The sequence below is a fragment of the Pasteurellaceae bacterium RH1A genome, from assembly GCA_012221805.1.
GTDB lineage: Bacteria > Pseudomonadota > Gammaproteobacteria > Enterobacterales > Pasteurellaceae > RH1A.
In genome coordinates, this window is sequence record CP015195.1 from 903,370 (window position 1) to 924,871 (window position 21,502).

18 protein-coding genes are annotated in these 21,502 nt (G+C 43.9%); 8 read left to right on the forward strand and 10 right to left on the reverse strand.

The window, feature by feature from the left end; all coding sequences use genetic code 11:
- Positions 1–18 precede the first annotated feature (18 nt).
- A complete protein-coding gene (locus A4G20_04280) occupies positions 19–1,407 on the reverse strand; it encodes a transporter (GenBank protein QIW15600.1) in 1,389 nt (462 codons plus the stop codon).
- Between the two features lie 239 nt (positions 1,408–1,646).
- On the opposite strand from A4G20_04280, the gene A4G20_04285 reads away from it, so the two are divergent.
- Complete coding sequence (locus A4G20_04285) at positions 1,647–3,188, forward strand: alpha/beta hydrolase (GenBank protein ID QIW15601.1); 1,542 nt, start codon at positions 1,647–1,649, stop codon at positions 3,186–3,188.
- Between the two features lie 35 nt (positions 3,189–3,223).
- Here the strand turns inward: A4G20_04285 and A4G20_04290 are convergent, their stop codons facing one another.
- The 9 genes from A4G20_04290 to A4G20_04330 all read right to left on the reverse strand — a co-directional run bounded on the left by A4G20_04290 (position 3,224) and on the right by A4G20_04330 (position 10,829).
- Positions 3,224–5,443 (reverse strand): 23S rRNA (guanine(2445)-N(2))/(guanine(2069)-N(7))-methyltransferase, encoded by a 2,220-nt coding sequence (locus tag A4G20_04290; protein QIW15602.1) that lies wholly within the window; start codon positions 5,441–5,443, stop codon positions 3,224–3,226.
- A gap of 119 nt (positions 5,444–5,562) precedes the next feature.
- Positions 5,563–6,330 (reverse strand): spermidine/putrescine ABC transporter permease PotC, encoded by a 768-nt coding sequence (locus tag A4G20_04295; GenBank protein ID QIW15603.1) that lies wholly within the window; start codon positions 6,328–6,330, stop codon positions 5,563–5,565.
- Positions 6,330–7,196: a spermidine/putrescine ABC transporter permease PotB gene (locus tag A4G20_04300; protein ID QIW15604.1), complete on the reverse strand. Its 867-nt coding sequence runs from the start codon at positions 7,194–7,196 to the stop codon at positions 6,330–6,332. The genes A4G20_04295 and A4G20_04300 overlap by 1 nt, the downstream gene beginning before the upstream one ends.
- Positions 7,180–8,295 (reverse strand): putrescine/spermidine ABC transporter ATP-binding protein, encoded by a 1,116-nt coding sequence (locus A4G20_04305; protein ID QIW15605.1) that lies wholly within the window; start codon positions 8,293–8,295, stop codon positions 7,180–7,182. The genes A4G20_04300 and A4G20_04305 overlap by 17 nt, the downstream gene beginning before the upstream one ends.
- A 311-nt stretch (positions 8,296–8,606) precedes the next feature.
- On the reverse strand, positions 8,607–8,951 hold the full coding sequence (locus tag A4G20_04310; GenBank protein QIW15606.1) for a pilus assembly protein HicB: 345 nt from the start codon (positions 8,949–8,951) through the stop codon (positions 8,607–8,609).
- On the reverse strand, positions 8,948–9,196 hold the full coding sequence (locus A4G20_04315; GenBank protein ID QIW15607.1) for a HicA: 249 nt from the start codon (positions 9,194–9,196) through the stop codon (positions 8,948–8,950). Before A4G20_04315 ends, A4G20_04310 begins: the two co-directional genes overlap by 4 nt.
- Positions 9,197–9,261: 65 nt before the next feature.
- Positions 9,262–9,897 carry a ribonuclease T gene (locus A4G20_04320; protein QIW15608.1) on the reverse strand — a complete coding sequence of 212 codons (636 nt, stop codon included), beginning with the start codon at positions 9,895–9,897 and terminating at the stop codon, positions 9,262–9,264.
- 76 nt (positions 9,898–9,973) lie between these two features.
- Complete coding sequence (locus tag A4G20_04325) at positions 9,974–10,381, reverse strand: lactoylglutathione lyase (GenBank protein ID QIW15609.1); 408 nt, start codon at positions 10,379–10,381, stop codon at positions 9,974–9,976.
- Between the two features lie 49 nt (positions 10,382–10,430).
- The gene (locus A4G20_04330) at positions 10,431–10,829 is read right to left on the reverse strand and encodes a transcriptional regulator (GenBank protein QIW15610.1); all 399 of its coding nucleotides are present in this window, start codon (positions 10,827–10,829) and stop codon (positions 10,431–10,433) included.
- 316 nt (positions 10,830–11,145) lie between these two features.
- On the opposite strand from A4G20_04330, the gene A4G20_04335 reads away from it, so the two are divergent.
- From A4G20_04335 to A4G20_04365, 7 genes are all read left to right on the forward strand, one after another.
- Positions 11,146–12,513: a hypothetical protein gene (locus A4G20_04335; GenBank protein QIW15611.1), complete on the forward strand. Its 1,368-nt coding sequence runs from the start codon at positions 11,146–11,148 to the stop codon at positions 12,511–12,513.
- A gap of 127 nt (positions 12,514–12,640) precedes the next feature.
- The gene (locus A4G20_04340; protein ID QIW16849.1) at positions 12,641–13,522 is read left to right on the forward strand and encodes a hypothetical protein; all 882 of its coding nucleotides are present in this window, start codon (positions 12,641–12,643) and stop codon (positions 13,520–13,522) included.
- Positions 13,523–13,524: 2 nt separating this feature from the next.
- On the forward strand, positions 13,525–16,050 hold the full coding sequence (locus A4G20_04345; GenBank protein ID QIW15612.1) for a heat-shock protein Hsp70: 2,526 nt from the start codon (positions 13,525–13,527) through the stop codon (positions 16,048–16,050).
- 45 nt (positions 16,051–16,095) lie between these two features.
- Positions 16,096–17,682: a hypothetical protein gene (locus A4G20_04350; protein QIW15613.1), complete on the forward strand. Its 1,587-nt coding sequence runs from the start codon at positions 16,096–16,098 to the stop codon at positions 17,680–17,682.
- A gap of 99 nt (positions 17,683–17,781) precedes the next feature.
- The gene (locus tag A4G20_04355) at positions 17,782–18,597 is read left to right on the forward strand and encodes a hypothetical protein (protein ID QIW15614.1); all 816 of its coding nucleotides are present in this window, start codon (positions 17,782–17,784) and stop codon (positions 18,595–18,597) included.
- Positions 18,598–21,303 (forward strand): hypothetical protein, encoded by a 2,706-nt coding sequence (locus A4G20_04360; protein ID QIW15615.1) that lies wholly within the window; start codon positions 18,598–18,600, stop codon positions 21,301–21,303.
- Complete coding sequence (locus A4G20_04365) at positions 21,300–21,485, forward strand: YnbE family lipoprotein (GenBank protein QIW15616.1); 186 nt, start codon at positions 21,300–21,302, stop codon at positions 21,483–21,485. The genes A4G20_04360 and A4G20_04365 overlap by 4 nt, the downstream gene beginning before the upstream one ends.
- The last annotated feature ends 17 nt before the right edge of the window (positions 21,486–21,502 follow it).

Here is a 21,502-nt window from a genome sequence, read left to right on the forward strand (position 1 = left end):
GCCATTCTTTTTGGTGGCTTATAGCCAGAAGAGGTAGCCGACTGTGGCGATAACTAAGACAGAGCCGATATTGAGCCAGAAACCGACCTTAACCATTTCAGACTGCTTGATATGGCCCGTACCAAATACGATAGCATTTGGTGGTGTGGCCACTGGCAGCATGAAGGCACAGGAGGCACCGAAGCCGATAATGAGGGCTAGGCCAAGCGGTGGGGCATTAAGGGCTTGGGCAATGGAGATAAAGATTGGCACCAAGAGGGCGGCACTGGCCGTGTTGGAGGTAAACTCGGTTAGGAAGATGATAAAGGCAGCAACAATCAGGCCGATGATGAAAAAATGGCCGCCTTCAATCATAAAGACCACACCGTCAGCCAAGACCTTGCTGGCCCCAGTTTTGCCCAAGATAGAGCTGAGGGTTAAGCCACCACCAAAGAGCATAAGCACGCCCCACTCGGTGTTTTTGGCAATCTGATCCCAGGTTGCCACTCGGCTGATACAAAGGGCTGCCGCAGCGGTCAAGGCGATAACCGTATCAAAGTTCGCCATCTTGCCATCAATGCCAAAGAGGCTAGACAAAATTGGGTTGAGGCTGCTGCTGAATGTCCAGCACAGAGCGGTGATAACAAAGATTGTGAGCGTTGTGATCCGGCTACGGTTCATCTCAATTTGTTCTAGCTCAAGCTCGAAGGTTTGGTCAAATTTCGGTTTGAGGAGCATATACATCACACCAATCATCATTGGCAGGAGGATAAGCACCAAGGGAATGCCGTACATCATCCATTCGCCAAAGCTCATTTTGATGTTAGAGACCACAATGGCATTAGGCGGGCTGCCGATGATGGTACCCATGCCGCCGATACTGGCACTATAAGCAATGCCCAGTAGCACAAAAACATAGGTATTGTGGTTGGCCTTGGCATCCATCTTGCTTAAGATCCCCATGGCCAAAGGCAGCATCATAGCGGCGGTGGCCGTGTTACTCATCCACATAGAGAGGAAGGCCGTGACCCCAAAGAGATACATAACGGCCAAGAGCAAACGTCCACGGGCTAGGGCCATAATCTTATTGGCAATGAATTTGTCCAGTTGCTGAACGTGTAAGGCTGCTGCTAAGGCAAAGCCCCCAAAGAAGAGGAAGATGGTTGGATCGGCAAAGCCAGTTAGGGCCTCTCGGGTTTTCACCAGCCCCAGGGCGATGGCCAAAATAGGGATTAAGAGGGCGGTTACGGTGACGTGCAAGGCTTCGGTTAGCCAAAGCACGGCTACAAAGGCCAGCAAGGCCAAGCCCTTGTTGGCTTCAGGCGTGAAAGGCAAGATATTGAGAAGGATAAAAAACAAAATGGCATCGGCAATCAGGATGATCCCGTTGCGCATACCTGTTTTATCAAGGACTTGATTTTCTGTCATAAGACACCCCACGAAGTAAAAAGAAACGCTTGGAATATACTCAAATTTGGGTAAGTAAAAAACAAGTTTGTGACAAAAATGTGACATATATCATAAAAAATCGACAAAATTTACATAATAGGGTAAAGGCAGCTGCTAACAAGCGGAGAAATTGGGGGGATTTTTTGCAAATTTTCTGGCCAAAGGAACTAAGTGACTCAAGGCTAGTTCTAAGAAATATTTTATATAGAGGATCTCCTATGAAACAAAAGACATTCATTGCCAGCCTAGTTGCAGCAAGTGCTACAACGGCCTTTGCTGCCCTGCCGCCTGCCGCTGATCGCCTGGCTGAACAGCCCTATTTAAACCAAGCTGCACAGGGCTTTGACCTGGATTTTAAGGGCGATAATTACCAGGCCTTTGAAACCCAAGTTAATGGTCAAACCATCAAATTCCGTGCCTTTGAAAAGATTGTCTATGTGGCTAACCCTGTCGAGGCTGACTACCAAACCATCAATTTTTATGTGCCAGAAGCCTACTATCATGATGGCCAAATCAACGGTTTTAATGCTCAAACGGCGCCGATTTTCCTGCCTAATGCGGTAGGCGGTTATATGCCGGCCAAGGCGGCTGCCTTTGACAAGAAGGGCATGGGCAATTCAGACAAGCCCAATGCCATTGTGACGGCACTTTCTAAGGGGTATGTAGTCGCCAGTGTGGGCGCCCGTGGCCGCACCTTGGAAAAAGACGGGAAATACACGGGCAAGGCGCCTGCTGTGATTATCGATCTTAAAGCAGCCGTCCGCTACCTCCACCATAATGATGCCAAGATGCCAGGCGATGCCAAGAAAATCATTTCCAACGGCACCAGTGCAGGTGGGGCCATGTCGGCCCTTTTAGGGGCCAGTGGTGATCACAAAGACTATGAGCCTTATTTCAAGGCCCTAGGTGCAGCCCAGGCTAGTGACGCTATTTTTGCAGTATCGGCCTACTGCCCTATTACCAACCTTGAAAACGCCGATGCCGCCTATGAATGGGAGTTTAATGGCCTGAATGATTATAGCCGTATGGATATGAGCCGCCTAACGGCTGCCAGCTATAACGATCGCTCCCAAGTAGCGGCCAAGGCCACTATTGAGGGCACCTTAACCGAGCAACAAATCAAGGTATCTGATGAGCTTAAGGCTCTTTTCCCAAGTTATCTCAATAGCCTCAACCTTAAAGATGAGCAAGGTAATGTCTTGACCCTCGATCAAGATGGCAACGGCTCTTTCAAGGATTATGTGAAAAGCGTGATTGTGCGGGCGGCTGACAAGGCTTTTAAATCAGGTACCGATTTTTCTGATAAAAGCTGGGTGAAAACCCAAAAAGATGGGGTGACAGATATTGATTGGGCAGGCTATATCCATTCTGAAAAACGCATGAAGTCACCGCCAGCCTTCGATGCCTTGGATTTAAGTTCAGGTGAAAACAACTTCTTCGGCACAGAAAGTATCAATAATCAACACTTTACCGACTATGGCGTGAAAAATAGTGCAGTGGAAAAGGCCGGCCGAGCAGACAGCCAGCTTGTTAAAATGGTCAATGCCATGAATTATGTGGAAACCAGCCCAACCCAGCACTGGCGGATTCGGGTTGGCACTTCAGACCGTGACACCTCTCACGCCATCAGTGCCATGTTGGCGGTCAAACTGCAAATGGCTGGCAAGCAGGTGGACTATGAAACCCCTTGGGGCGTGAAACATTCGGGCGATTATGACCTAGATGAGCTTTTCCTGTGGGCGGATAGCATCACTAAATAATAAAGCAAAGGCATCGTGTGACGATGCCTTCTTTTTTAGCTTATGGGTTTAACCAGCCAGCAGTTATGAATCTGCGGATTGCGTTCAAAATCCAGTGGCAGGGTCTTATGCGAAATGTTTTCAGCCTGCAAGCCTAACTGCGCCAAGCCCTCAAAGTCCATCTTAAAGCCCCGCTTGTTGTTGGAGAAGACAATGGTGCCATTGGCGGTTAGGATACGTTTAAGTTGTTTAAAGAGCTCAATATGATCCCGCTGCACATCCCAGCTGTTTTCCATTCGCTTGGAGTTGGAGAAGGTTGGCGGATCAACAAAGATCAGCTCAAACCGCTCCCGACATTCGGCCAGCCATTGCAGGCAGTCGGCCTGGTGCAAGCGGTTGGTTTTTAGCGATAAATTGTTAAGCTCTAGGTTCTGCTCTGCCCAGTTGAGGTAGGTGTTGGACATATCCACTGTGGTAGTGGACTTGGCCCCATTCAGGGCAGCGTGAACCGTGGCCGAACCTGTGTAGGCAAAGAGGTTGAGGAAGGTTTTCCCCTTGGCCATTTGGCCGACCATCTTGCGGGTGAGACGGTGATCCAGGAAAAGCCCGGTGTCCAAGTAATCGGTTAAATTGACCCAGAGCTTGGCCCCGTATTCATTAACATAGAAATAATCGCCCTTGTTGGCCAGCTTTTCATATTGGTTGGTGCCTTTTTGCTTTTGGCGAACCTTAAGTACCAGCTTATTGGTTTCCACGCCCGTCACATAAAGGGTGGCGGAAACGGCATCCAACAAGCGTTGGCGGGCCTTGTTTTCATCAATGTTTTTCGGAGCCTGATATTCCTGCACCACAATATGATCGCCATAGCGATCCACGGCCAGATTATATTCAGGCAGATCAGCATCATAGAGGCGGTAGGCATCTAGGCCTTCCTGCTTGGCCCATTTTTCGATTTTCTTGATGTTTTTGGTTAGGCGGTTAGCGAAGTCTTGGGCCACTTGTGGGTTTTGTTCCACTTGTAAGTTTTGGCCCAAATCTGACCGCTTGTCGGCGTTTTCACTAATCTGGTAGTTCTTCTGTAAGCAGTCCAGCGGGCCATTTTTGGCCTTAAATTGGCGGTGGGAACGCAGCCTTAAACAGTTGAGCAGTTCGGGTTCGCCGCTAAAAATGGAAGCATTCCAGCCCGCAAATTGTTGTTTGAGTTTTTGGCCCAAGACCGAATAAAGGGCAATCAGGGCAGGCGTTGTGCCTAAACGTTCTCCGTAAGGCGGGTTACAAATCACCGTGCCCTTGGTTTCTGGGCAAGGGTTTTTGAGGGCAGAGACATCGCCCTGCTGGAAGCGGATAAGATGGCCCACGCCGGCATTTTGGGCGTTTTGCTTGGCCTTGGCCAGTACTCGGTGGTCGAGATCGAAGCCATAGAAGAGGGTTTCTGATGAGGCGGTTGGTGAGCTTGTCGAACCATTAGCCGAACCATCTTCGTTGCCGAAAAGCTCACGCTTCGACAGGCTCAGCGACCGCTTTTCTGTTTCCTTTTTCGCCTCCCCAAGCACTTCCTTCCACAAACCCAAATCATGCCCCTTCCAGGCATCAAAGCCCCAGTGCTTACGGCTTAATTGTGGGGGAATGTTCATCGCCATTTGGGCTGCTTCAATGAGAAGTGTGCCCGAACCGCACATTGGATCAACCAAAGGCGAACCCTTCTCCCAGCCCGACCGCAGGACAATGGCCGCTGCCAGGGTTTCCCGCAAAGGTGCCTTGCCCGTTTCTTCACGGTAGCCCCGCATATGCAGGGCATCGCCGCTTAAATCCAGCGATACAACCAAATCATCCCGATTAAGGTAAACGTGCAGGCGAATATCAGGGCGGATCTTATCCACGCTTGGGCGAGCAAAGCCCTTGCGTTCAAAGTAGTCCACAATTCCGTCTTTAACCCGCATAGCCCCGAATTGCGTGTGGCGGATTTCACGGTTGGTGCCGTTGAAATCGACAAAGAAGCAGTCACGAGGGTCGAAAATATCCTGCCAGTTGTAGCTGACAATGGCGGCATAAAGGTCGCTGTCGCTAAAAATTTTGGTGGAAATGAGCGGCAGGAGAATACGGGAGGCCAGGCGACTGTGGAGCAGGGCCTGATACATGCCCTTAGGCTCACAAGTAAAATGCACGCCCCCTTGGGCGATTTTGCAGTCGGCTTGGGTGATGTGTTCTAGCTCACTTTTGAGCATTTCTTCAAAGCCACGGGCAGTGGTGGCGAAGTAGGTATTGGGTTTGGTCATGGTTTGAATGGTTTGGAAAAATTAGCCTTAGTTAGTAGAGCAGTATAGCCTAATTAGCGGAGAGATTTGCGAATTTCTGTGAAAATTAACCCGCTTGCGGCTAACAAGCGGGTTGGTTTTTAGGCTTTTTTGCGAGCAATCAGCTGGCTTAAGACCACCAAGAGCAGTGAGAAGACAATCATCACCGTGGCCAGGGCATTGACCTCTGGGGTCACGCCAGTTTTCACCAAGGAGAAGATCTTAAGCGGCAAGACCTCATAGCTCGGGCTGGTCACAAAAGAGGAGACCACCACATCATCAAGCGAGATGGTAAAGCTCAAGAGCCAGCCAGACACCACCGCTGGCAGGGCCAGTGGGAAGATGATCTTGCGTAAGATGGTCACTTCACTTGCCCCCAAGTCACGGGCGGCTTCCAGCATCTTGCCGTCAAAGTCGCTCAAGCGTGATGAAATGGCAATCACCACATAAGGCAAGCAGAAGGTGATATGGGCGATGAGGAGCGAGAAGAAGCCCAGCTTGATGTTAATCAAGAGGAAGAGCACCAACATCGACACCGCCATCACAATATCAGGCGACATCATCACGATAAAGAGCAAGCCTGTAACTGCCTGTTTGCCCCTAAAGCGGTAGCGATAGAGGGCGACCGAGGTGAGAAAACCGATAATGGTCGCACAGGTGGCAGCAAAAAAGGCAATGGTTAGGGAATTGACGGCCGCCTGAATTAAGGTGTCGTTGTTCCACAAACGCTCATACCAGTTCCAGCTAAAGCCCTTCCAGGTTAAGCCAAAGCGGTCTGCATTAAATGAATTGACCACCAAGATGATGATCGGAATATACAAATAAGCGAAGACCAAAAACATAAAAAGGTTTCTAAATAAACGCTTCATTATTCTAACTCCACCTTTTTATTGAGTAATTTATTAGCACGATAGTAGAGGTATAACATCAAAGCCATAAGTGCCGTTAGGGCGATACTGACCGCAGAACCCAGCGGAAGCTGGTTGGTGGTCAAGAAGAGGCTCTTAATGATGTTCCCTACCAATGGGGTTTTACCGCCGCCCAAGAGGTCTGCTACATAGAACATCCCCATGGCAGGCAGAAGCACCAACAAGCAACCCGATACAATTCCCGGCATGGTAAGCGGAATGGTAATGCGGATAAAGCGTTGGACAGCATTTGCTCCCAAGTCCTTGGCCGCTTCCAGTAGTCTGCCGTCAATCTTCTCAATAGAAGAGTAAAGCGGCAAAATCATAAATGGCAGCAGGATATACACAAAGCCAATGATAATGGCCGTTTCGGTGTTAAGCACCCGGAAAGGCGTGTCAATAACCCCTAGCCAGAGCAGGCTTTCGTTTAAAATCCCTTTAACGCCCAAGAAAATCTTGATGCCGTAAATACGGATAAGCGAGTTAGTCCAAAACGGCAAGATAACCAAAAAGAGCATAATGGGCCGCCATTTGGCTGGCATTTTGGCAATCATAAAGGCAAAAGGATAGCCAATCACTAAGCAAATGATGGTCGCAATGCCCGACATATAGAGCGAGTTCCACAAGACCTTAAGATAGGTATCGTTGAAGAGCGCGGCATAAGCGTCTAGGCTAAACTCAAAATCGACAAAGTAGGCGCTTTGGCGGTTTTCGGTTAAGAAGCTGATAATAAGCACCAGCAGGTTTGGCACCAGCACAAAGAGCAGGAGCCAGCCGAAAATAATCGCAACAGTGGCGTTTTGGAAGCGATTAGTTGTAATTTTCATCGTTGAGTACAACCTCCCAGCCTTCGTGCCAGGTTAAGGCAACTTTTTGTCCAACAGAGTGATCCATATTTGGATCGTCTTCGTTAAAGAATTCGCTAACCAGTACCTTCTTGCCATTGTGGTCAAATTGTACGGTCGATTCAAGGGTCATGCCCTTGTAGGTACGGTCGATGATATGGCCAATCACCGCTTTTGAGGTTTCATTTTCGTCTAGTTCCTCAATCACGATATCTTCAGGGCGAAGGAGAACTTGCACCTCTTGGCCGATAATGACAGGCAAGTCGGTGTGAATATCACAAATCCGGCCTTCCACATTAGCCAGCACGGTATTTGGCGATTTACGCTCAATTACGGTAGCCTCTAAGACGTTGATTTCGCCAATGAACTTGGCCACAAAGAGGTTCTTCGGCTCTTCATAGATTTCACGAGGCGTGCCGTCTTGGGCGATCTTACCGCCGTTCATCACAATAATCCGGTCTGACATGGTCAGGGCTTCTTCCTGATCGTGGGTGACGAAGATAAAGGTAATGCCTAACTGACGTTGCAGGCGTTTGAGCTCGTGCTGCATTTCTTTACGCAGTTTGTAGTCAAGGGCGGATAGGGATTCATCCAGCAGCAAAACTTTTGGCTTATTAACCACCGCACGGGCAATGGCAATACGTTGTTGTTGGCCACCTGACAGTTGTGAAGGCTTTTGTTTGGCACGGTCTTCTAGCTTAACCATACGCAAAGCGTCCATCACGCGTGGCTCAATCTCATCTTCTGGCACCTTTTGCATTCTCAAGCCAAAGGCCACATTGTCAAAAATGGTCATGTGAGGGAAGAGAGCATAGCTTTGGAAAACCGTATTGACAGGGCGTTGCTCGGCTGGAATATCGGACACATCTTGGCCATCAAGAATGATGGATCCATCGGTCACTTCCTCAAAACCTGCAATTAAACGCAGGGCAGTGGTTTTACCACAGCCTGACGGGCCTAAAATGGTCAAAAACTCACCGTCGTTGATGGTGAGATCTAAATTTTCAAGAATGGTTTTGCTACCGTAACGTTTAGTGACCGAACGAAGTTCGATGATCGGTTTTTGCTCTAACGTTTCCATCTACTGAGTTTTCCCCCTAGGGCATGGTTGAAAAATCTGAATAAGCATCCAGTGTGAGTTGCGTAAAAACACGCTCTAAAAATAGCCTGTTATGATATAAGGAAAAAGGAGGAAATTAAAGTAAAAATTGTATGAATTGGAGAAAAAGGTGGCATTTTTAGGCCGCTATACAAGCGGGGGCTAAATCACTTATTTTTGCAAAGTCTATCCAAGTTGCGTTTATTGATTGCTTGCACTAGGCCTCCTCCTAAACAGGAGGGGCCCAAATATGGAATTTGAGAATATTCATGAAGAAGAGAGGGAAATACCTCTTATCTTAAACTCAATCGTTCTCGTCCAATTTTCTCTTGAATCGCTTCGGTGACAAAGGTGTTGAGCGAACGCTTACCCGCCATAAGGCTGGCCTCACGGTGCAATTCCTCGCCGATCCGCACATTAAACACGCCCTTAAAGGGTTTATCAGGTGTTTTCCCGAGTTCGGCACAATCCTGTAAATAGAGATCAACTGAGGTCTGAAATTCTTGTTCCAATTCAGGTATAGTTTGAGCCTCATAAGTGATTAAATCACGAATATAGGCTACTTTGCCAAACAAAATATTATTGTCTAAATCAGGCTCAATCGTACCGACATAGCCCTTGTAATTGAGTAACGTCATAGAATACCTACCTGTTTCAATGCTAGTTTTACGGATTTCAAGGCTCCGCCCTTGATGGTATTTTCAGGATGAGGTTTGTGGAGCAAAATGGTGTGATCGAGTTTTTCATTGTAGAACCGTACTCGAGAACCTGCCATCTCCCGTTTTTCATAGCCCTGTTGAGCCAAAAGTGTGACTAAATCAGACCAGTTAAAGGTTGCCTGTGCTTGAGCCAGTTTCTCTAAAAGCTTTCCTGCCTTGCCCATTTATCTGCTCCAATATTGAAATTTGATACCAATTATAGTTACTCTTGATTAAAAATCAATGCCTCTTATAAGGGAAAGCCCCCCAAATCCTTAAGCCGATTAACCATCTTACAAAAGAGTTCGGCCGTGCGTTCGGTGTCATAAAGGGCAGAATGAGCCTGCTTGCCGTCAAAGGGGATTTGAGCCATTTGACAGGCCTTGACCAGCACCGTTTGGCCGTACATGAGCCCAGCCAGACTTGCCGTATCAAAGCTAGAAAAGGGATGGAAGGGATCACGCTTGGCATTGATACGTTTAACCGCTGCCTGCAAAAAGCCCTGATCGAAGCTGGCATTGTGAGCCACAATTACCGCCCGCTGGCAACCATTGGCCTTGACTGCCTTGCGCACCATCTTAAACATTTCCGTAATGGCGATATTTTCCGCCACCGCTCCCCGTAGCGGGTTGTCAATATCAATCCCATTGACCTTGAGGGATTCTGGGTTGATATTGGCCCCTTCAAAGGGCTGGATATGAAAGTGGCACTTTTCATCCATCTGCAAGTAGCCATTTTCGTCCATTTTTAGCGTAATCGCAGCCAGCTCCAAGAGGGCATCGGTGCTGGCATTGAGGCCTGCGGTTTCCAAGTCAATCACCACAGGCAAATAACCCCGAAAGCGGTTTTTTAAGAGGTTAAAATCGGTTGGTTCGGTTTGTTCCATTATTGATATATCTTGCTTCTATTCAAAAAAATAAATCCCCTCCCCGCAAGCAGGGGAGGGGGGATGAGCGGTAATACTAATTCCCTAAGGCTTTTTCCGCATCTTTGTTCTCGATAAATTCAATCTTATAGCCATCTGGATCTTGGGCAAAAGCAATTACCGTTTTACCACCCAAGACCGGGCCTGGTTCACGGGTGATGGTGCCGCCGGCCTGACGAATGGCCTCGCAGGTGGCGTAAATATCGTCCACGCCGATGGCAATATGGCCGTAGGCTGTGCCTAAATCATAGCTGTCCACGCCCCAGTTATAGGTTAGCTCCAAGACGGCCGTTTCGCTTTCCTCACCGTAGCCCAAAAAGGCCAGAGTATATTTATATTGCTCATTTTCGCTGGTGCGGAGCAGTTTCATGCCCAAGATTTCAGTATAGAATTTGATCGAACGGTCTAAATCCCCAACCCGTAGCATGGTATGTAAAATTCGCATAATCAGTCCTCAAGAGTTAAAAAAGTCTGCCTATTATGGCACAGTTAGATTAGGTTCGTGAAGATTTTAATAATTGAATAATCTCATTTAAGGAAGCAATCTGCCTTTCTTTTTCTTTTAGGAGATCTTGATGATGTTTCAAGGCAAGTTTTAATTTTTCATTCTCTAGCGTAAGTGAATCATTGCCCGAGTAATAGGTGGTATTATTATGATTATCACCATGCTCATTCATCAGAAAGAAAACGCCATTTTCTTTATTATTCATAAATTCAATAGCATCCATATTAAAAATATTGGCAATCTGCTCTAATTTTTCTAGGCTAAGCTTGGTCTCTCCTCGCTCAATTTTGGCATAGCCATTAAGAGACATATTCATTTTTTCAGCCATTTCTTCTTGCGACCATTGCTTGATTTCTCGCATTACTCGGATCTTATCGTGCACACTCATTACTGTTCCTTAAACACACTCTTTGGGCAAATTTAACCACATAATGTGGGTCTTTTATCTACATTTGGTTTATAGAATAAAGCTTCTACAACCTCTATCATAATAGCACTTTTTGCCTCGTTTACAACTTATTCAACCTCCTCCCTATGAAACAGATTGAACAAAACCCCTTCAGAGTGATCGGGGTACTGGCCAACACAATGAAAAAGAGCTATTGAAGCAGAAGAATCGTTTTACAGCCTTTGCCAGAGCTAACAAATCTCTCTCTTCTGAGCTTGATTTTTCTTTTTTAACTCCCTTGTCTCGTGACAGTGAAATGATCAACAAGGCTTTCTCAGCCATTGAGTTAGCTGAAGATCGGGTTTTCCATGCCCTTTTGTGGTTTAGTAATAATACGCCTAGCGATACGATTTTTATTGATACGCTTAAAGCAGGAGAAAATGCTAAGGCACAAGAGTTGTTGGAAAAATTTACTAGCAATAGAGCAATCTCTGCTCGAAATGTTTTTAATTTTAATAATATCTCAACTCTGTATTTTTTGGAAAATAACTTTAATAAAGCCCTATCCCTTAAATTAAGTTTAATTGAATCTGAGGCTTGGGATAATTTTGTGACAGGGATAACTGATGAAAATACTCGGGTTTCTAGCCATAAGATTATTGAGAGAGTGATTGATGCCTTTGTTTCTGAAATAGAAACTTGTTTTGATACATCAGGATATAGAAATACAAAAAATAGTCTTACCATTCAAGATGGGTATGCGAGAAAATATCTTGTTAAGAAGTTTTCTGATGAAGATCTCCATTATGTGGAAGGTTTAGTAGATAAAACAGAAAAAGAACGAAAAGGTAGGCCTGAAATAGCTGAAAAATTGGCTTATAAGCTACATAAAGAATGCCAAGAAAAATTAAAAAAATTAAAAAATATTTTAGGGGAAATGGATCTGCAATACCAAATCCTAAGCGATCAGGTTGCTCAAGAAATAAATCAGTGTTCCATTGATTATTACAATTCTTCAGAAAGAAATGTTACTAAAGATTGTTTACCACTTTTGGAGCTTGCTCAACAATATGCCACCCAAGCCTCAACAAGGAATAAGATTCAAGAAGATATTGAAACCATTAATGCAAAAATTGAAGAAGAAAAAATTAGTGGGGATTTAGAATCTATTCAATTTGAAATAAAGAGAATGACAGATAATTCACACTCCACTAATTCTAGTCTTAAGAAGCACGCTGAAAGGTGCTATTATCTATTGAAAAACATTAAAAATGTAAATAAGGAACTTTATTTAAATCTATCTGATTTAATTGTCAATATTATACTAAGCAAATCTATTGAAATAGTGAATAAGGCCCAAGAAAAATTTTCTAGAGATAAAGACTTGGGGAATTTAAACTCTACACTTATCCATGCTGTTTCATTACTGAATTATCTTTCTTCTTTTGATATGGGGAATGATATAAGACAACGTTTTATAACAAACAAGAATGTATTGGATAAATTATATTCTGAAGTTTCTACAGCGTATAAATCTCAAGTATCTGAAACATATAAAAATACTTCATCTCGAAGAGCAAGTAACAGCGTACACTCTTCATCTTCAGATAACGATTCTGAATTTGGATGGGTAATTTGGGTGCTTATCGCTTTAGTTATTATTGCAGTTATGTCTAATAAATAGGTGAGTTATGCTAAATTTTAAGCGTAAAATTATTTTCATTATATTTCTTCCTTTTTTAGCCCATGCTGGCCAAAAGGAGGATGAACTTTCAAAATTAGATTATAGATTTTCTCAACAAGAGAAAAAAATTAATAAGCAACAAAGGGATATTAATTTCCTAATTAAGAAAGATCAGAATCAGAAGAAATCTATTCTTGGCTTGGAGGCGGAGAATAAGAAACTTAAGGCTCAAATTGCTCAGATTAACCAGTCTTTAAAGGAACAAGGGCTTAATTTAGAGCAAAAAGTTGCAAACGTTAGCCAAGAGACCTCTCAGCTTAGCCTAAAACAAGGGCAACAGGCAGAGGAAATGGCCTTGCACAGTCAGGAAACCAAAAGCAAGATTTTCCATCTCTCTTCTGAATTAGAAAATACATCGAGTTCCGTCCTGTCTTTGGATAAGGATCTTAATCAGCAGTGGGTTTATTCTGCTCTCGGTTTAGCAGGTGTTTTATTCGGAGGATTATTAGCCTATGGGTTGCTTTCTCGAAGAATTAGGCTCAGCAAACAAAATACCGAAGATATGATCGTAAAAACTCGTCAATCTTTAGAAGAGGAAACCGTTAAACTAGATCATAAACTGTTAGATCTCTTAGAGAATAAACTTTCCTTAAATAAATTAGGCCCTCAAGTTAATCAGGAGCAGGATCATTTTTTAGCCTTAAAAGTGGCGGATGAAATTATTCGTATTCAGAAAAATATTGCCAATATGGATTCAGCGACTAAGGGTTTAAAACAACTAGCAGGTTCAGTTAAACGAATTCAGGATAACTTCTTAGCTAATGGTTATGAATTAGTTGATATGCTGGGCAAGGAATACCACGAAGGAATGAATGTTGTGGCAAACTTTATTACCAGTGATGAAATAGAAACCAATAAACAAGTTATTACCCGAATTATTAAACCTCAGGTGAATTACCAAGGGATAATGATTCAATCTGCACAAATTGAAGTAACTATTGGAGAATAAAAATGGCTCGTACAAAAATTGACTATGGTATTGACCTCGGGACAACCAACTCTGCAATTTCACGTATGGAAAACGGTGAAATTGTGATTAAAAAAACAGAAACCCTGAAAGATACTATGCCTTCTTGTGTTTTCATCAATAAGAAGAAAATGATTCAGGTTGGAGATTCTGCCTACAATAATTTACGCCGAGATAAATTAACAGCCCTTAAAAATAATAATGGTGATGCTTCTAATGCCTTTATTGAGTTTAAGCGTACGATGGGAACAGATAAAACCTATTACAGTAGTCATTTGGGTAAGGAATTAAGTTCCGAAGAACTTTCCGCAGAGATCTTAAAAACCCTTAAATCCTTTATTAAGGATGAAAATGTTGCCTCTGCTGTCATTACCGTGCCTGCTGCCTTTAAAAATAACCAGATTGATGCAACCCGTCGTGCAGCCAAATTAGCTGGTTTTGAGTATATAGAGGTTTTACAAGAACCTGTTGCGGCCGCAACGGCTTATGGTCTAAATAATAAAAATAAGGATGGTTTTTGGTTGGTTTTTGACTTTGGAGGTGGAACCTTTGATGCTGCTCTTATCAAGGTCGAAGATGGCATTATGAAAGTATTAGATACGGAAGGGGATAACTATCTAGGTGGTAAAAACCTAGACTGGGCTATTGTCGATGAGATTATTATGCCCTATTTAGAGCAAAATTATGCAATAGATTCTTTTTTAGAAGATGATGAAAAGAAGCAGATCTTGCGTGATGCTATGAAATTCTATGCGGAAGAAATCAAGATTAAGCTTTCCTTTAATCCTAGCCACAATGTGTTATCTGATTTAGGTGATTTGGGTGAAGATGATGAGGGTGAAGAAATTGAGCTTGATATTATGGTCAACCAAGCAGATATGGAAAGGGTGCTCTCACCTGTTTTCCAAAAGGCGATTGACTTATGTAAGGTTTTATTAAAACGCAATAATTTATCAGGCCATAACCTTAGCTCACTTATTCTTGTTGGAGGCCCAACCTTCTCACCTGTTTTACGTAATATGTTAACCAAGCAAATTTGTGAGCCCGACACCTCAATTGACCCAATGACGGTTGTTTCTAAGGGAGCTGCCCTATATGCTTCAACTGTGGATTTAACAGAAGAAATCAAGGAGCAAACCCGTGATAGCCTTAAGATTCAATTGGAGATTGGACACGAAAGCTCCAGTGTTGAACGAGAAGAGTTTGTTACCTTAAAGATTTTAGACGATAAAACAGATGGAGAAATCCCTAATAAGGTTTTTGCCAAAATTACTCGTAATGATAAGGCCTGGTCTAGTGGTAATGTAGAAATCAATAGTATTGGTGAAGTGGTTGAAGTACTCTTATTAGAGGGAAAGACTAATCAATTTGAGGTTTCTCTATACGATGAAAAGGGAAATTTATTTGAAAGTGAACCTAACCAGTTCTCTATTATTCAAGGTTTATCAGGTATTAGTTCCATGCAGGTATTGCCGTATAACTATGGGATTGAAATTCACCAAAAATTAACCGGCAAAGATGTCTTTACTCAAATTCAGGGCTTAGAAAGAAATAAATCATTGCCTGTAACGGGAACCCGTAATGGCTTAAAAACACCTAAGGCCATTCGCCCAGGAATGGAAAGTGATTTTATTACCATTCCTCTTTACCAAGGTGAGCATAATGCAGATGGCACAAGAGCTATTTATAATGAACATGTCTATGATGTAAGAATATCAGGGGCAGATTTACCTGGGCTCTTGCCAGAAGGGAGTGATGTTGATTTAACAATAATGATTGATAAATCACAAAAAATTACCGTTTCTGCCTACTTCCCTTATTTGGAATATACGGCTGAGATCAAAGTGCCTGAAATCAATGCTCAAGTAGAACATGCCTTTTTAGAGGAAAAACTACAAGAGGCAAGAGAAAATATTTGGGAAATTCAATCCAATAACTCTTCTTCTAAAATTCAAAGGCTGGAAGAAAAAATTGCAGACTTAGAGGAACAATTAAACAATAACCCAAATGATGAAGATACCAAGCATCAGGTATTATCTAATTTGCGTAAAACCCTTAAAGAAATTGATAGTCATCTTGGTTCGAATGAATGGGATAATCTCGAAAGAGAGTTGCAAGAAACCTACGATAGCCTCAAAGCAGATGCAGAGAAATCCAATGATCCGTCAATGCCGAATATCATTTCTCAGTATGCAAATCAACTAAATGAGATTGTGCGTAACCAAGATATGAAATTAGGTAAGAACTTATTGGAACAGATGAACAGTACTTCTGTTCAATTAAATCTCTTCCAACATACTCTAGGTTTTATTGCTTACTGCCATCATTCATTTGATGAAATTAGTTGGCATGATCATAATCAAGCAAGAAGATTAATAGATCAAGCTATGCAAAAAGCAACTCGAGGTGCTTCTGAAGCAGAGATTCTGTTAGTTGTTCGGGAGCTAATATCTCTAATGCCTAGAGATCAACAGCAGGCTGTCAATAATAGCTCAATTCTTATTGGATAAATTATTATAAGCCCATTTATATGGGCTTTTATTTTAATCTGTATTATGTGTAAATTTTACTTATCAAAAGGGCAGGTTATAGATAACCGCTTTGAAATTAAATTTCAGATTTCAAGTAATGAGAAAGCTCAATCTTATCGAGCTTTAGATAAACAGTCTAATAAAACAGTATATCTTAAATTATGCTTAACCAATAATAATGAGGCCGAATTATTAAGAACTATCTCTCATCCTAATATTGTTAATTATCTCTGCCAAGGACAGTTTCAGGGTTACATTTATTTTTGTACAAGCTTTGTTAGTGGGGAAAGTTTAGCTTCCAAATTAAAGCGGGAAGAATATCTGAGTATTTTTGAGTCAACTAATCTGATCCTAGGCATATTAAATGCACTTAAGTACTTACATAACCTGCCTAATCCCATTAGCCATAATCAGTTAAGTACTGAAAATATCTTGTTAGAATTAAAGGGGAAGGCTGAAATTATCAAAATCTCAGGGTTTGGAAAGTCTAGTTTTCAAAATGATTTTTCTCAAGATATTCTTAGTGTAGGTAAGTTATTTTATACCATGCTGTTAGGGGAGATAGAAGAAGGAATAGAAAAACTAAAGTTTCCAGATTTTTTTGATGAGAAAACTATCTATATTCTAAAAAAATGTTTGGGGTTAAATCCTTTTGCACATTATGAAAATGTTGATCAGATTATTGAAGATATTAATTCTGAATCACTGTCGTTTACAACTAGAAAAGAAAACTTAGGGCCAAAGAAAGAGAAAGTTCTTAAAACAAAATTAAATAAACCTAAGGGGTTTTCTGCAATTGCAGGAATGGAATGTCTTAAAGCAACAATGCAATTAGATATTATAGATGCCCTTAATCAAAAAGAAAAATATGAAGAATATGGGTTAACCATTCCTAATGGTATGTTGCTCTATGGCCCACCAGGCTGTGGAAAGACCTTTTTTGCTGAAAAATTTGCTGAGGAAATTGGTTTTCAATTTTACCAGTTAAAACCATCAGATATTCAAAGTAAATGGGTGAATGCCTCACAAGAAAATGTGAAGAATCTCTTTATTGAAGCTGAAAAGAAGGCTCCAAGCATTATTTTTATTGATGAGTTAGATGCTATTCTCCCAAGCCGAGATACCGATAATATTAACCATATGAATACTGCAGTTGTCAATGAATTCCTCGCTCAGATGAATAATTGTGGAGAAAGAAATCTATTTATTATTGGGGCAACCAATAGGCCAAATGCGATTGATCCTGCTATTTTACGTTCAGGTCGTTTAGATAAGCATATTTATCTACCACCGCCTGATTTTTTAGCCAGAAAACAGATGTTTGAGCTTTATCTGTCTAAACGTCCTATAGATATCCTTGACTATGAACAATTAGCTCAATTAACAGAAAATTTTGTTTCAAGTGATATCAAATTAATTTGCGATGAAGCTTCTCGTATGGCTCTCAAACAATCTAGTAAGATTACGATGGATATATTAAGCCAAACGATTAAAGATACGCCAGCTTCACTATCACCACAACAGTTATCAGAGTATGCTGAACTTGAAAAGAAATTTTCTACACAGAGAAAAGAGAAAGATAAGAAGAAGTCTAAGATAGGGTTTGTTTAGATGTATGGAAGGGGAAGATAGAAAATCTGTAAGGAAGCATTAAATGTTAGTCGAAAATATGGCATAATTTCCAATCTCCTTATTTATCAACCTCATAATATGTCACACGAACACGATTCTCTGAAAAAACTTCAGGTGGCCACCCATGCCAGCCTGCCCATGTTGCTTATGCTCTTCCTGCAAATGGTGCTCAATCACTATTTTGCCCCGGCCCAGAGCATTTTTGTCTCGCCCTATCTCTTGGCTTTCTTTGTGCTAGGTTTGGTGAGCTTTGTGGTCTTTTTAAAAGGCGATATTTGCCCGGGCCAGAAGGGGCGATTGACCTTTGTGTTAGGTTTCTTGCTGATTTTCGCCCTGGGCAACCTGCTTTATAGCACTCTGGGTACGCCTAAGCATATTCCGCTTGTAGTGTCGGCCATCGCCAGCCTTTTCTTCCCGATTATCTTCCTGCGATTGCCCCAAGATGAAACCATTTACCGCACCCTGATTTATTGCGGCCTGGCCATTGTGGTGGTTGGAATGCTCCAGTATCTCTTGGTCTATTGGGTAGAAATTCCCTCTATCTTTAACTGGTTGCGGGCCAATAATTTTGCTCAAATTCTGTTGGGGCTCTTACTCTCAGGCTGGTATCTCATGCTGGCTAAGAGCCGTTTGGAGGCTTTACTCAAGCTCTTAGTTAAGCTGGCTATTATCGCCCTCATTTTAAATTACGCCTGGTCTGTTTTCGCCTTTTATGCCTATTTACAGGTGGCAGACCAGGTCAATTTCTTGGGCTTTATCCTCTACGGCCTTAGCCAGTTTGCCATTCTTGGCCTCTTGGGCTGGTTGCTCCTTGGAAAAAACATCAAAAACCCAACCGCTTGGACGGCTGCAACAGGCCTTTCCATGCTCTATCCGCTGGTGAATATGATCTAAATGGTAACACGCGCCCTGCTCAAGCTCTTCCTGCTGCTTGCCCTCTTATTAGGGGTAGGTTGGGCTTGGCTGTCTGGCAGCTACTTGGAAAAAAGCATCAACTGGATGCTGCCCCAGGGCTGGTCGGTTTCCCTGCCCAAGGGGCTCAAAAGCTCTTGGCAGGGGCTGGGTGTGGGCGAGTTTAGCCTGGCCTATCAAGATTGTACTCTCTTTAAAACCCAAGATTTTTCTCTGACCTGGCAGGCCAGCAATCAGGTGCTGGTGGAGCAGGCCAGCCTGGACTATGCCTGCCTAGAAAAGCTGCCTCAAAGTGAAGAAAAAAGTAGCTCATCTAGCTCACTAACTGGCCTGCTGGCCCTGATTCCCTATGGCCAGGTGCAGGTGAAATCGCTGGAATGGACTAATTTGCCTGATGATCTCAATCCTCGCTTGTCGGGCCTGCTTGGCTCTCCCGCCCAAATGAATTTGGCCTATACGCCTGAAAAATTAAGAGCAAGACTTGAGCAAAAGCAACTCAAACTAGAAGCTGAACTGGTTGATTTTGACCTGAACCTGTCTGCCCGCTACCAAGTTGAGGAGGAAGATCATCAACTAACCTTATTTGCAAAAATAGCCGATGATCTGACCCGCTTGCCCAGCCAACTTAGCCTAAATTATGATTGGCACTTGCCTGAAGACAGCCAGGGGAAAGATCTTTCCCAAGGCACTGCCCAGCTGGATTGGCAGGAACAAGCGGGGCAAAAAGTCGGAAAATTTGCATATCAATCCAAGATTAATGAGAAAAACCAGCTAACCCTGCCCCTGGTGCTGGATGAAAATAGCCTAAACATTGAACAGGGCCAGTTCTATTGGGACTGGCTGGAGAGCTTCCCCCTACAGGGTTTTGTGAGGGCCAAACTGACGCCCAAGGCCTTGGATTTTAAGGATTTCTTCCCCTTGCAAACCTATATTCGGGTCAGCCTCCTTTCCCAAGGGGAACGGGGCAAGGGCAACTTGGTGATTGAGAACAAGGACGGGGTTTGGCAGAAAGACAGCCTGGCCCTGCCCCTGCGTTTAACGGGCGAGGTCAAGTATGGCAATTCCATCTTGTATTCTGCCGTACCCCTAGACCTACAAGGCAATTTTGATGATTTAACCCTGCGTTTTTTGCCCAGCTCCCTCATTCGGGTGTCGGGCAAGGAAAGGTTTTTGACCATCAACGACTTACGTTTTCCACTGGCCGGCATTCGGGTCAATAAGCACGGCATAAGCGGCCGCTTACAGGCCCTCTTTAAGGGTGAAAGCCCCGATTTTAAAGAAATTGCCCTGCACTTAGACGGTTATGCCAACAACTTCAAGGCCGGCCAGCTAGACTTTTTTAGCGATCCTGCTGACCCCGAGGCCGTGCGTGATCAGTGGAACTGGCGTTTTTGGGGTGGTTCAAACCTAGGCTGGCAAAACCTGCCGCTTAAGGTCAGTGGGCGAGGCCATTGGCACGAAAAACTGGTGCAACTGTCTGAATTCCAAGGGGATTTGGGCAGGATCAAGCAGCCCCTTTTCGAGCTGGCTCCGATGAAACTGGTCTTAAGTGAACCTATCGACCTGGCCTATGAACATGCTTATCTGACAGGTGGTCTACGCTTGACCAGCCCGCTTCTGGGCTTTGCCTATGGCGGGGAGCTGAAAGAGCTAGAAGCCCGCCTGAATTTCCAGGGCGAGAGTGACAATCTCAACCTCAAGGGAGAGGTGGAGGCCGCAGGCATTGCGCCCATGCGGCTCTTTGCCCGCCGCCAGCTGACCGAACAGGCCAGCCACCTCAATGGGCGTATGTATTGGAATGAGCAGCCCATCAAGGCCTTTCAGTCTCTCATTCCCGTGCGACAAAATATGGTCATCAACCAAGGCAGGCTCAAGGGCGAAACAGCCTTTAGCTATAATGCCCTGCAGGGTTTTGTGGCGGGCGGGCATTTTTCGGTTAAGGACGGGGCCTTGTCCCTGCCTAATGGCGAAATTACTGGGGCGGAATTTGCCCTGCCTTATCAATTCAAGCAGGGCGAATTTGACTTTGGGGTCAAAAAACCGCTGGACGTCAAAATTCGTTCGGTCAATATAGGGCTGCCCATGACCAATGTGCGGGTTAAGGTCAATGGCCACTATCCTTATTCCCGAAAGAAACCTCTGACCCTGAGCCAGCTGTCCTTCAATCTCTTGGGTGGCCAACTGGCGGTCAATCGCTTTGCCCTGCCTCAAACCAAGGTGGCTTCTCTGGAGCTGACCAATATTGACCTGGCAGAAATTTTTGATACCGTCCAATACCAGCAAATCCAAATGAAGGGCAGGGTCAATGCCAGCCTGCCTTTCTGGCTGGAGGGCAAACCCTGCTATGTGTGCGGCGGCAAGCTGGCCCAGGTTGCCCCATCATATTTGAAATTTTCGGAGGAGTTCGTCAAGGCCATGGGCCAGGGCGGTTATACCGAGCGCATCTTGCTGGAGCTGGTCAATGGCAGCCAGCTCAATGATTTCAAGGCAGATGTAAATGTGGATGAGGAGGGCAATATGGACTTGGCCGCCCAAATCAAAACCGAGTTACTGGACAGGGAAAATGGCAAGGTAAATCTCAACTACACCCACAAGGAAAACCTATTTGACCTGTGGTTTTTGGTCAAGGCTGGCGATTATGCCGAAGACCAGATCCAACACAAACTCTATAAGAGGCTAGAAAAATAATGAAACCCGTATGTTTTGCAATTTTTTGCTTAGTTTTAACCGCTTGCACCCCCAAGGTTCAGCTAGAAACCCCCAAGGAGGGCATCACCATCAATATGAATGTGGTGGTGGATCATAAAATTGAGGTCAAGATGGACAAGGAATCCCGTGCGGTGATTGGCCGGGTGATAGAGCAGGAGTAAAAAATAAGCGGTAAGCT